Source organism: Streptomyces sp. NBC_00569 (genome assembly GCF_036345255.1).
Taxonomy (GTDB): Bacteria; Actinomycetota; Actinomycetes; order Streptomycetales; family Streptomycetaceae; genus Streptomyces.
Genome location: NZ_CP107783.1, coordinates 3,542,927 through 3,554,992, shown reverse-complemented (window position 1 = coordinate 3,554,992; position 12,066 = coordinate 3,542,927). Strand labels below are relative to the sequence as shown.

9 protein-coding genes are annotated in these 12,066 nt (G+C 72.3%); 4 read left to right on the top strand and 5 right to left on the bottom strand.

Annotated features, from left to right (window positions below; genetic code table 11):
- Window positions 1–185: 185 nt before the first annotated feature.
- From OHO83_RS15885 to ffh, 4 genes are all read left to right on the top strand, one after another.
- A complete protein-coding gene (locus OHO83_RS15885; protein ID WP_266674601.1) occupies window positions 186–1,529 on the top strand; it encodes an ammonium transporter in 1,344 nt (447 codons plus the stop codon).
- Window positions 1,526–1,864 carry a P-II family nitrogen regulator gene (locus OHO83_RS15880; RefSeq protein ID WP_116509391.1) on the top strand — a complete coding sequence of 113 codons (339 nt, stop codon included), beginning with the start codon at window positions 1,526–1,528 and terminating at the stop codon, window positions 1,862–1,864. The genes OHO83_RS15885 and OHO83_RS15880 overlap by 4 nt, the downstream gene beginning before the upstream one ends.
- A 21-nt stretch (window positions 1,865–1,885) precedes the next feature.
- Window positions 1,886–4,375 (top strand): [protein-PII] uridylyltransferase, encoded by a 2,490-nt coding sequence (locus OHO83_RS15875; RefSeq protein WP_266674603.1) that lies wholly within the window; start codon window positions 1,886–1,888, stop codon window positions 4,373–4,375.
- 168 nt (window positions 4,376–4,543) lie between these two features.
- Complete coding sequence (gene ffh, locus OHO83_RS15870; protein ID WP_266674604.1) at window positions 4,544–6,097, top strand: signal recognition particle protein; 1,554 nt, start codon at window positions 4,544–4,546, stop codon at window positions 6,095–6,097.
- A gap of 51 nt (window positions 6,098–6,148) precedes the next feature.
- Here ffh and OHO83_RS15865 read toward each other — a convergent pair whose 3' ends face one another.
- The 5 genes from OHO83_RS15865 to OHO83_RS15845 are packed head-to-tail and all read right to left on the bottom strand — an operon-like array spanning window position 6,149 to window position 12,024.
- Complete coding sequence (locus tag OHO83_RS15865) at window positions 6,149–7,399, bottom strand: phosphopentomutase (RefSeq protein WP_266674605.1); 1,251 nt, start codon at window positions 7,397–7,399, stop codon at window positions 6,149–6,151.
- The gene (locus OHO83_RS15860; protein ID WP_266674606.1) at window positions 7,399–8,562 is read right to left on the bottom strand and encodes an alanine racemase; all 1,164 of its coding nucleotides are present in this window, start codon (window positions 8,560–8,562) and stop codon (window positions 7,399–7,401) included. The genes OHO83_RS15865 and OHO83_RS15860 overlap by 1 nt, the downstream gene beginning before the upstream one ends.
- A gap of 2 nt (window positions 8,563–8,564) precedes the next feature.
- The gene (locus OHO83_RS15855; protein WP_266674608.1) at window positions 8,565–9,701 is read right to left on the bottom strand and encodes an aminotransferase class V-fold PLP-dependent enzyme; all 1,137 of its coding nucleotides are present in this window, start codon (window positions 9,699–9,701) and stop codon (window positions 8,565–8,567) included.
- Window positions 9,702–9,703: 2 nt separating this feature from the next.
- The gene (locus OHO83_RS15850; RefSeq protein ID WP_266674610.1) at window positions 9,704–10,654 is read right to left on the bottom strand and encodes a phosphotriesterase family protein; all 951 of its coding nucleotides are present in this window, start codon (window positions 10,652–10,654) and stop codon (window positions 9,704–9,706) included.
- A gap of 29 nt (window positions 10,655–10,683) precedes the next feature.
- Window positions 10,684–12,024: a YhfT family protein gene (locus OHO83_RS15845; RefSeq protein WP_266676667.1), complete on the bottom strand. Its 1,341-nt coding sequence runs from the start codon at window positions 12,022–12,024 to the stop codon at window positions 10,684–10,686.
- Between the last annotated feature and the right edge of the window lie 42 nt (window positions 12,025–12,066).

Here is a 12,066-nt window from a genome sequence, read left to right as displayed (position 1 = left end):
CCGCACCCGGTATCAGGCAGTTCATTGACGCGTAACACGCACGACCTCTTCGTCACTGCGGCGAAACATCGAGGGGCGTCCACGGAAACCGCGCTACGCCAATCTCATGGCGCATAACCGGCCCACCCCTCATGACCGCACAGGCTTCGCCCGCACGGGGCCGTACCAACGACGAGGAGACGCCGATGCCCCCAGGCATCACGCTTGCCGCAGACACGCCCACGCTGTCTGCCGCCAATACAGGGTTCATGCTGATCTGTTCCGCCCTGGTGATGATCATGACGCCCGGACTCGCCTTCTTCTACGGAGGCATGGTCCGCGTCAAGTCCACCCTGAACATGCTGATGATGAGTTTCATCAGCCTCGGGATCGTCACGATCCTCTGGGTCCTCTACGGCTTCTCCGCCGCCTTCGGCACCGACCACGGCAGCCTGATCGGCTGGTCCTCGGACTACGTCGGGCTCAGCGGCATCGGCCTGACGCAGCTGTGGGACGGCTACACCATCCCGATCTACGTCTTCGCCGTGTTCCAGCTGATGTTCGCGATCATCACGCCCGCCCTGATCAGCGGCGCGCTCGCCGACCGCGTGAAGTTCAGCGCCTGGGCGCTGTTCGTCACCCTGTGGGCCACGCTCGTGTACTTCCCGGTCGCGCACTGGGTCTGGGGGACCGGCGGCTGGGCGTTCGACCTCGGCGTCATCGACTTCGCCGGCGGTACCGCGGTCCACATCAACGCGGGTGCGGCCGCTCTCGGTGTGATCCTCGTCATCGGCAAGCGCGTCGGCTTCAAGAAGGACCCGATGCGGCCCCACTCGCTGCCGCTGGTGATGCTCGGCGCCGGTCTGCTGTGGTTCGGCTGGTTCGGGTTCAACGCGGGCTCCTGGCTCGGCAACGACGACGGCGTCGGCGCGCTGATGTTCGTCAACACGCAGGTCGCCACCGCCGCCGCGATGCTCGCCTGGCTGATCTACGAGAAGGTCAGGCACGGCGCGTGCACCACCCTCGGCGCCGCCTCCGGCGCGGTCGCCGGCCTCGTCGCGATCACCCCGTCCGGCGGCTCCTGCTCGCCGCTCGGCGCGATCGCCATCGGCGCCATCGCGGGTGTCCTGTGCGCCATGGCCGTCGGCCTCAAGTACAGGTTCGGCTACGACGACTCGCTCGACGTCGTCGGCGTCCACCTCGTCGGCGGGGTCATCGGCTCGCTCCTCATCGGCTTCTTCGCCACCGGCGGCGGCCAGTCCGACGCGCAGGGCCTCTTCTACGGCGGCGGCCTGACCCAGCTGTGGAAGCAGCTCGCCGGCGTCGGCGCGGTCCTCGCGTACTCGCTCGTCGCCTCCGCGATCCTGGCCTTCCTGATCGACAGGACGATCGGCATGCGGGTCAGCGAGGACGACGAGGTGTCCGGTATCGACCAGGTCGAGCACGCCGAGACGGCGTACGACTTCAGCGGCGCGGGCGGCGGCACGGCTCCCCGCACGGCCGGCCCGGTCCAGGATGCAGCAGCGCAGACCAAGAAGGTGGACGCATGAAGCTCATCACGGCGGTCGTCAAGCCGCACCGGCTCGACGAGATCAAGGAAGCTCTCCAGGCGTTCGGTGTCCAGGGCCTGACGGTCACCGAGGCCAGCGGCTACGGCCGCCAGCGGGGACACACCGAGGTCTACCGCGGCGCCGAGTACACCGTCGACCTCGTACCGAAGATCCGCATCGAGGTCCTCGTCGAGGACGACGACGCCGAACAGCTCATCGATGTCGTGGTCAAGGCCGCCAGGACCGGCAAGATCGGGGACGGCAAGGTCTGGGCCGTCCCGGTGGAGACCGCCGTCAGGGTCCGCACCGGTGAGCGCGGGCCGGACGCGCTGTAAACGGAACAGAGGAGTCGCTTGGTGACGAGTGTGGATGTGCAGCCCGGAAAATCGGACGACGACGATTCAGCATCCAGCGGCTATGCGGCGGCCCGGCTGCGCCTCCTCCGAGAGGAGGCGCGGTCCGGGCCGCCGCGCCGTTCGGCGCTCGCCGAGCTGACCGACGGCTGGCTCGGCGAGCTGTTCACCGCCGGGGCGCGCGAGCTGACCGGGGTGTCCCTCGTCGCCGTCGGCGGCTACGGGCGCGGCGAGCTGTCCCCGCGCAGCGACCTCGACCTGCTGCTCCTGCACGACGGCGACGCCGGCCCCGGTGCCGTCGCCTCCCTCGCGGACCACGTCTGGTACCCCGTGTGGGACCTGGGGCTCGCCCTCGACCACTCCGTCCGTACGCCCGCGGAGGCCCGCAAGACGGCGGGCGAGGACCTCAAGGTGCAGCTCGGCCTCCTCGACGCCCGGCACATCGCCGGCGACGCCGGCCTGACGGCGGGCCTGCGCACCGCCGTCCTCGCCGACTGGCGCAACCAGGCGCCCAAACGCCTGCTCGAACTGCGCGACCTGTGCGACGAACGGGCCGAGCGCCAGGGTGAGCTGCAGTATCTGCTCGAACCCGACCTCAAGGAGGCCAGGGGCGGGCTCAGGGACGCCACCGCGCTGCGCGCCGTCGCCGCGTCATGGCTCGCGGACGCCCCCAGGGAAGGCCTCGCCGACGCGCGGCGCAGGCTCCTCGACGTACGGGACGCCCTGCACCTGGCCACCGGCCGCGCCACCGACCGCCTCGCCCTCCAGGAGCAGGACCAGGTCGCAGCGGAACTCGGCCTCCTCGACGCCGACACCCTGCTCCGCCAGGTCTACGAGGCCGCCCGCACCGTCTCGTACGCCAGCGACGTCACCTGGCGCGAGGTCGGGCGCGTGCTCAAGTCGAGGGCCGTGCGGCCCCGGCTGCGCGCCATGCTGGGCGGCGGGAACAAGCCCGTCACCGAGCGGTCACCGCTCGCCGAAGGCGTCGTCGAGCAGGACGGCGAGGCGGTCCTCGCCCGTGCGGCCAGGCCCGAGCGTGACCCCGTGCTGCCGCTTCGCGCGGCCGCGGCCGCCGCCCAGGCCGGACTGCCGCTGTCCCTGCACGCCGTCCGCAGGATGGCCGCCGCCGCGCGCCCCCTGCCCACGCCGTGGCCCGCCGAGGCCCGCGAGCAGCTCGTGACGCTGCTCGGCGCGGGCCGGCCGACCGTCGAGGTCTGGGAGGCGCTGGAGGCCGAGGGCCTGATCACGCGGTTGCTGCCCGACTGGGAGCGGGTGCGGTGCAGGCCGCAGCGCAACGCCGTGCACACCTGGACCGTCGACCGGCACCTCGTCGAGACCGCCGTGCGCGCGGCCGAGCTCACGCGCCGTGTCGGCCGCCCCGACCTGCTGCTCGTCGCTGCGCTCCTGCACGACATCGGAAAGGGCTGGCCCGGCGACCACTCCGTGGCCGGCGAGATCATCGCGAAGGACGTGGCCGCGCGCATCGGCTTCGACCGCGCGGACGTCGCCGTCGTCGCCACCCTCGTGCGCCACCATCTGCTGCTCATCGAGACGGCGACGCGGCGCGACCTGGAGGACCCGGCGACGGTGCAGGCCGTCGCGGACGCCGTCGGCTCCGTGGGGACGCTCGAACTGCTGCACGCCCTGACGGAGGCGGACGCGCTGGCCACCGGGCCCGCGGCCTGGTCCTCGTGGCGCGGGTCGCTCGTCACCGACCTCGTCGAGCGGGTCGCCGCCGTCCTCGCGGGAGAGGACCCCGACGGCGGCGACGGCCCCGCCGCGGCCGAGCCCACGGCCGAACAGGAGCGGCTGGCCCTGGAGGCGTTCCGCACGGGCGGCCCGGTGCTGTCCCTGCGCGCGCAGACCGAGGCACCCGGCGACCGGGACGCGGAAGGCGCCGCGGCCGCGCCCGCCGACCCGGAGCCCCTCGGCGTCGAACTGCTCATCGCCGTCCCCGACCAGCCCGGCGTGCTGCCCGCCGTCGCCGGGGTGCTCGCCCTGCACCGGCTCACGGTCCGCACGGCGGAGCTGCGCGCCCTCGACCTGCCCGCCCAGGTGCCGGGTTCGGTCCTGCTCCTGGACTGGCGGGTCGCCGCCGAGTACGGCTCCCTGCCCCAGGCCGCCCGGCTGCGCGCGGATCTCGTGCGGGCCCTGGACGGCTCCCTGGACATCGCCGCCCGGCTCGCGGAGCGGGACGCCGCGTATCCGCGGCGGCGCGGCACCGTGGCGCCGCCGCCCCGGGTGACGGTCGCCCCCGCCGCCTCGCGGCACGCGACGGTGATCGAGGTCCGGGCGCAGGACGCACCGGGCCTGCTGCACCGCATCGGCCGGGCGCTCGAGACGGCGCAGGTACGGGTGCGGTCCGCGCATGTGTCGACCCTCGGGGCGAACGCGGTGGACGCGTTCTATGTCACGTGCGCCGAGGGGGAGCCGCTCCCCGCGGCGGAGGCGGCCGCGGTGGCGGGCGCGCTGGAAGGGGCGTTGCGGGGGTAGCGGGGCCCGGGGGGAGGCGGGCGGACGGGGCGCCGGCCTCCCCGGAGGCGTTTCCTGCTGCCTCGGGAACGCTTCGTACGAATGGGGTGGAGACCCCACTGGACACCTCCGGATACCCTGGAGGACGACCTGTCCGCCCGCCCTTCAACCCGAGGATTCGCGACCGCCGTGTTCGACACTCTTTCCGACCGCCTCGCAGCGACATTCAAGAACCTCCGCGGCAAGGGGCGCCTCAGCGAGGCGGACATCGACGCCACGGCGCGCGAGATCCGTATCGCCCTGCTCGAAGCGGACGTGGCCCTGCCCGTCGTCCGTGCCTTCATCAAGCAGGTCAAGGAGCGTGCGGCCGGCGCGGAGGTCTCCCAGGCGCTGAACCCGGCCCAGCAGGTCATCAAGATCGTCAACGAGGAGCTCATCGGCATCCTCGGCGGCGAGACCCGGCGCCTGCGGTTCGCCAAGAACCCGCCCACCGTGATCATGCTCGCGGGTCTCCAGGGTGCCGGTAAGACGACCCTCGCCGGAAAGCTCGGCCACTGGCTGAAGGGGCAGGGCCACGCGCCGCTGCTCGTCGCCTGTGACCTCCAGCGCCCCAACGCCGTGAACCAGCTGAGCGTCGTCGCCGAGCGCGCCGGCGTCGGCATCTACGCGCCCGAGCCCGGCAACGGCGTGGGTGACCCGGTCCAGGTCGCCAAGGACTCCGTCGAGTTCGCCCGGCAGAAGCAGTACGACGTCGTCATCGTCGACACCGCCGGCCGCCTGGGTATCGACCAGGAGCTCATGCAGCAGGCCGCGGACATCCGCGACGCCGTCTCGCCCGACGAGGTCCTCTTCGTCGTCGACGCCATGATCGGTCAGGACGCGGTCAACACCGCAGAGGCCTTCCGTGACGGCGTCGGCTTCGACGGTGTGGTGCTCTCCAAGCTCGACGGTGACGCCCGTGGTGGTGCCGCCCTGTCGATCGCGCACGTCACCGGCCGCCAGGTCATGTTCGCCTCGAACGGCGAGAAGCTGGACGACTTCGACGCGTTCCACCCGGACCGCATGGCGTCCCGCATCCTCGGCATGGGCGACATGCTCACGCTGATCGAGAAGGCCGAGCAGACCTTCTCGCAGCAGGAGGCCGAGAAGATGGCCTCCAAGCTGGCCTCCAAGAAGGGCCAGGACTTCACGCTCGACGACTTCCTGGCCCAGATGGAGCAGGTCAGGAAGATGGGCTCCATCTCCAAGCTGCTCGGGATGCTGCCCGGCATGGCGCAGATGAAGGACCAGATCAACAACCTCGACGAGCGTGACGTCGACCGCACGGCCGCCATCATCAAGTCGATGACTCCGGCCGAGCGCGCGGACGCCACGATCATCAATGGCTCGCGCCGTGCTCGTATCGCCCGTGGTTCGGGCGTCGAGGTCAGCGCGGTGAAGAACCTCGTCGAGCGGTTCTTCGAGGCCCGCAAGATGATGTCCCGCATGGCGCAGGGCGGCGGCATGCCGGGGATGCCCGGGATGCCGGGCATGGGCGGCGGCGCCGGCCGGCAGAAGAAGAAGCAGAAGCAGGCCAAGGGCAAGCAGCGCTCCGGGAACCCGATGAAGCGCAAGCAGCAGGAAGAGGAAGAGGCGGCGCGCCGCGAGGCCGCCGGCCAGAGCGGTAACGCGTTCGGCCTGCCCGCCGCCGACCAGGACAAGAACTTCGAACTGCCCGACGAGTTCAAGAAGTTCATGGGCTGACCGGCCACTTCGTAGACATGTGTAAGGGGCGTCCGCCGTTGCGGGCGCCCCTTACACATGGGCGGGTCGGGCCGCCCGAGCCTCCGACCGGCCGATCTCCGTGCCGTTGGCGAGCCCCGCCGGATCGAGGCCGAGCGCCGCCGCGGCCGTCGCGCCCACGTCCGCCAGGCTGCCCGCGTCCGGCAGCAGCTCCACACCGGCCGCACCCGGGCGGTGGACGAGGACCGGCACGAACTCCCGGGTGTGGAAGGCGTGGCCGATCGTCGGGTCGTTGCCGTGGTCGCCGGTCACGATCAGCCGGTCGCCGTCCGCGTCGAGCAGCGCGACGAGCGCCGCGAGCCCCGCGTCGACCTGCTCCAGGACGTGCCCGTAGCGCTCCACGTCCTGCTGGTGCCCGGCCAGATCGCTCTCCTGCACATTGGCCACGACCAGCGCCTCGCCCTCCGCGCGGACGGCTTCGAGTGTGTACGCGAGCACGTCCGCGGTCGGCACGGCCGGGCGCCGCACCGCGTCGTCGCAGGCCAGGATGTCCGCGGCCTTCCCGACGAGCGTGACGGGGATCCCGGCCCGCGCCGCCAGGTCCGGGAGTTGCCGCGTGTGGTCGAGGCCCGCGCCGAGATGCCGTACTTCGAGGCCACCGTTGCGGTAGAAGCCGCTCGCCGGGGTGTCGAGGCCGACCGTGCCACCATCCCCTTCGCGTACGAAGTCCGAGAGCGGACCGCTCGCGTGGCCGCCCACCGCGATCACCCGCGCGACGGGCGCCACCGCGCGGACCGTGCGCGCGACGGAGAGGATCCCGTCGAAGTCCAGGTCGTCGAGGCGGCCCGAGGTGTTCCAGTTGATACCGGGGTCGGCCTCCAGGTTGTCGTGCACGAGCACGGCCCCGTCGACCATCAACAGGGGTCTGTCGCCGAGGAGTTCGACCCGGTGGCCCGCGCCCTCCAGGGCCGCGGTGACCTCGTCGAGGTGGTCACCGAGCCGCGCCACCGTCACCCGGCTGAAGTCGGCGCCCATCATCGTCTGGTGGCCCGCGTACGTGTCCGCGCCGGGGTAGCCGAGCCCGGCCCGGCCCGCCGAGACCGGCAGACGGGTGTGCCGCGCGAGGTCCGGGTGCGGGTGCACGAGGCCCAGCCCGAGCGCACCGAGCGCGGGCAGCCGCAGCGGCCGCCCGAACGCCTCGCGGCACCCGTCGAGCACGTGTCCGCAGGTGTCCGCCGCCAGGTCACCGGGGCGCAGGGCACCCGCGTCCGGCATGGCGCCGACACCGAATCCGTCGACGACGACGATGACGGTCCTGCCCATCACAGTGCCCTTCCTTGCGCGTCGTACAGGCCGGTCAGACGCGGCGACCCGGACGTGAGGCCCGCCACCACCGCGACCGTCGAGCGGGTCACGAAGATCTGTGTGCGGAACGCGAGCAGCGCCGTGTCGCCCGCCGTGAGGGCGCGGCCGGGCGGGGGCGCGTCGAGCAGCCGGTAGTAGTCGATGTTCTCCGCGGGCGCGTCCCGCACCGCGAGGCGCTGGTCCGAGTCGGGCAGCAGCGCCGAACCGATGTGCGCGCGGGGGTAGAAGCCGCCGCCGAACACGGCGGGCCGGCCGTCGGCGAGGGTGTGGGCGACCTCGGTGACGTAGACGTACGCGGGCTTCTCGGGCTGGCCGGCGTCGCGGGCGTGCAGGGGTGTGGTGCCGGTGAGCGAGTGGCCCGGCTCGCCGTGGGTCGCGCCGTGCTCGGCGAGGAGGGGGAGACTGGCCATGGAGGTGGCGCTCGGGGCGCTCAGCTTCAGGCCGTCGTGGCCGCGTGAGGTGAGCAGTTCCCTTGCCTTGACGGCGAGTTCGAAGTTGGCGGTAGGGCGTGGCGTGCCCGTCGCCGGGTCGCACAGGACGCACGGGAACGCGGTGACGCCACCGATCCGTACTCCCGGCAACTGTTCGACGGCGGCCGCGAAGTCGTCGAGCGCGTCGAGCGGAACGCCACCTTCCTGCCCGGGGTAGACCGCGCCCTCCGCCCCTTCGAGGCGTACGAGGACGTCCTGGACGAAGCCCTGCGCGCGCGCCTCGTCCGAGACCGCGCGGGCGTTGCCGACGTCGAAGACGGTCACGGTCTCGGGACGCCAGGCCAGCATCTCGGGCAGCGCGCGGCGCGGGATCTGCGCGAGGTGGCCGAGGTTGCCCGCCCGCGGCCCCGCCGCGTGCAGGGTGCGTGCCTCCGGCGCGTCGATGGCCGCGTACTTCGGGATGTGCCGGGCGATCGCCCTGATCAGCTCGGGGTTGCGGCCGAGCTGCTTCACGACGAACCAGAGGGCGAGCCCGAGGCGGTCGGCCTCGGCGGCGAGCAGCGCGGCGTTCGACTCGATCGCGTCGAGATCCATGACGTACGTGTCGGGCGGGACCGCGCCCCGCCGGTGGAGGTCGGCCGCGGCGTCGACGAGCTCGGGATTGCGGGTGAGCAGACTGTCGAGGAACACGGTCAGTCGTCCTTTGCGTGGTGCTTCAGCACGTCGAGGGAGCGGCGCAGGATGTCGATCACGAGGTCGGCGCCCGCCCGCATCGGGTTGATCCGCACCGTCCAGTCCGCGAGCCCGGGGGAGTCGTCGAGGGACGAACTGGACATGCGGTAGAACAGCGGCGCGATCTCGTATCGGGAGTTGGAGCCGACGGGATAGGGCGCCGCGCCGAACCGGGCGGCGACAGCGGGGAGTTCACGCGCGACAGGTCGGTCGAGACGCACGAGCAGACACCGGTCCTGCGCGTTCGCGAGCCGCACCTCGGCGACGCCGTCCACCTCACCGGCGGCGAGCCGCTCGGCCACCTGGGCGCCCACCCGCGACTGCACCGCCCACATCACCGGCACGTGGGTCAGGGCGCGCAGCACGTCCAGCGCCTGATGGCCCTGGACCTGACCACCGCCCGAGTAGTTGTCCGCCCGGACCCGTGCGACGAGGTCGCGCGCCCCGACGACGATGCCCACGCCTTCGGGCCCGTGCAGCTTGAACAGCGAGAAGCAGGAGGCGTCCGCGCCGAGTTCGACCCCCGACGCGGGCACGCGCAGCACGGCGTAGTTGTCGTCGACGACCGTGCGCACCCCCGCCGCCCGGCACGCGGCGAGCACCTCGCCCGGGTCGTACGAGTCGCCGAGCCGCTGCCGGGTGTGCTGGACGTACGCCCACCGGAAGCGTCCCGACGCGAGGGCCTCGCGCAGCGCGCCCAGGTCGTTGAAGTCGACCTCCTCGGCGCGTACGCCGATGCCGCGCAGCGTGACCTCGGTGGTGCGGTACACCGGCGCCCGGTGGATCAGCAGCGGATCGCCCGCGCTCACGGCGGCGTTCAGCGCGGCACGGATCGCTCCGGTGCCCGCCCCCTGGACGAACGCGGCGTCCTCGGCCCCGAAGAAGTCGGCGAGCACCGCCTCGGCCTTGGCGGTCGTGCGGGGCCGGCCGAGACCGGGCACGACGCCCGCGTCGGCGTTGAACAGCTCCTCGCCGGAGAAGTGCGCGGCGGTGCACTCGATCAGCCGGAACTGCCGGGCCATCGCCTCGTCGACGGGGATCGTGGCGAGCGGGAACGTCTCGGGGAGCGTGGATGCGGCCGAGCGGGTGGGCGTCATCGTCAGATCTCCTCCACGCTCGCGCCGGTCAGAAAGCGCAGCGGATTGTGGCGTGTCATCAGCTCCACCAGTGCGTCGTCCACGCCCGCGGCACGCGCCCGGGGCAGGAACGACCGGAACAGATGCCCGTAACCCTGACCGCCCTCGCGCTCCAGATAGCCGTGGCGCGAGATGTCGCAGCTGAGCAGGACACGGTCGGCGTAGCCGGCCTCGACGAGGGCGAGCAGCAGCCGGAGCCGGACGTCGTCGCTCTGGTAGCTCTCCTTGCCGACCGTGTCGAACGCGACGTACGCGCCGCTCGCGGCCAGCTCCTTGTGCACGGCCGGATCGTCGAGGAGGTCCTGGTGGCCGACCGAGATCCGGTGCGGGGCGAGGCCCTCGGCCGTGAGCAGCTCCAGCTGGGCGAGCCCGCCGCGGCCGAGCTGCGCGTGCGTGGCGACCGACAGGCCCGTGGCGACGGCGGCCCGCGCCGCGGCGCGCAGCGCACGTGACTCCGGCTCGCTGGGCACGTCACCGTGGCTGCCGACCTCGCCGAGGACGCCCGGCCGGACGCCCGTGGACCCGAGACCGCCGTCGATCTCGCGGACCAGTGTGTCGGCCAGCTGTCCGACCCCCGCGTCGGCCAGTTCGGACGGGTGGAACGGCTCGTAGTACCAGCCGGTGGCCGCGACGACGGCGACCTGCGCGTCCCGGGAGATCCGGGCCAGGGCACGCGGGTCGCGCCCCATGCCGCGGCAGGTCAGCTCGATCACCAGGGCGAGGCCGAACTCCTCGCGCAGGGCGGCCAGTTCGGACGTGACGGCCGGTCCGTGCGCCTCGGGGTCGAGGACGGCGCCGCCGTCGCCGCGCCGGTCGAGGTCGAGCACCAGATGCTCGTGGGCGAGGGCCGGGCCACGTACGGCAGCCGCGGGGAGCGGGCCGGTGACGGTGTGGATGAGGGGCGGGGTGTGCATGGTTTCCTTCCCGGCGTACGTACCCGGCCTCAGCCCTTGACGGGGGTGAACAGGTCGAGCCAGTACAGGAGGTTGAGCAGGACGCCGCCGACGATCACCGCGGCGGGAGCGGCCGCCATCCGTACGACGGGCCGGCCCATCGCCTCGTTCAGCAGGTAGAGCCCGCCGACGACGAGGATGCCGAGGCCGGCGCCCATGGCGTTGGCCGCCATCAGCGAACCGAAGAGGATCGCCAGCTGGAGCGTGTCGGTGATGGCGCTGCGCAGATGCTCGGACGAGTCGCGCACGGTCGGCAGCTTGCCGAGGAACTTGCCGATGTAGGAGAGGGCGAGCACCTCGACGGCGAACACGGCCGCGCCGACGATCGCCGCGAGGAACGGGTTCGGCAGCAGATAGCCGATGGGGTAGACGAGCGTGAAGCCCGCGATGCCGTACGCCCCCGAGGCGAGCGCCGTCGTCGCGATCAGCGGGATGAAGCCGAACACCCGGTAGAAGTCGACCTGGGCGGCCTCGCTGTAGTGCCCCTTCGCGATCAGGAAGCTGGTGGCCTCACCACCGCCGAATATGTGCATCTGCGCGAGCACACAGACGCCGGCGCCGAGCACCATGAACAGCGGAAGGAACTTGCGCAGTCTGGCCGCGCCAGCACTGAACAGCGACGCCATCGGGTCGTCCGCGAGGACCACTTCCTCGACGCCGCCGCCCTCGGCCCGCGCGGCCTTGCGCTCCCGGACGTCCTTGGCGATCGCGAGGCCGATGAGCATCAGGACACCGACCGCCATGGCGAGCGCGCCCGCGAACATGTTCGGCCAGATCTTCATGGTCATCACGACCAGGGCCAGTTCGAGGACGCCCGCGACGCCGCCCCACACGCGCCCGAACTGCTTGGTGATCGCCAGCACCGGGAACAGCGTGAACAGGAACAGGATCGGCGTCGACATCTGCTGCATCGCGGTGAGGAAGTCGACCGGCAGGTCGTGGGCCACGTCGTTCGCACCGTTCAGGCCGAACACGACGACGGCGCCCCAGGCACCGCCCAGGATCGGCGCGATCCACTTCTTCGGGGCGAGCAGCCCGAGGATGTCCGTGGGCAGGAACAGCAGCCACGGGTTGAGTACGCCGGTGGACAGGGCCATCGGCGCGCCGAGACCGAAGACGAACCCGGCGGAGAGCCCGAAGGAGACCGCGGCGGTGGCGCTGCGGGTGGACCGGCCCTGGATGAAGTCCAGCATGAACGGGCGTACACCGTCGTTGAAGACGGCCAGCGCCATGTGCGAGATGAACGCGGTCAGCGCGCACAGGGCGATCACGGTCAACTGCTGCGCCAGGGAGAGGTCGAGGTTCGCACCTGCGGCGAGAGTGGTGTTCACGGGGCTCACGGGATCTCCTTCGTGCCCGGGGCGGAGGTGCCT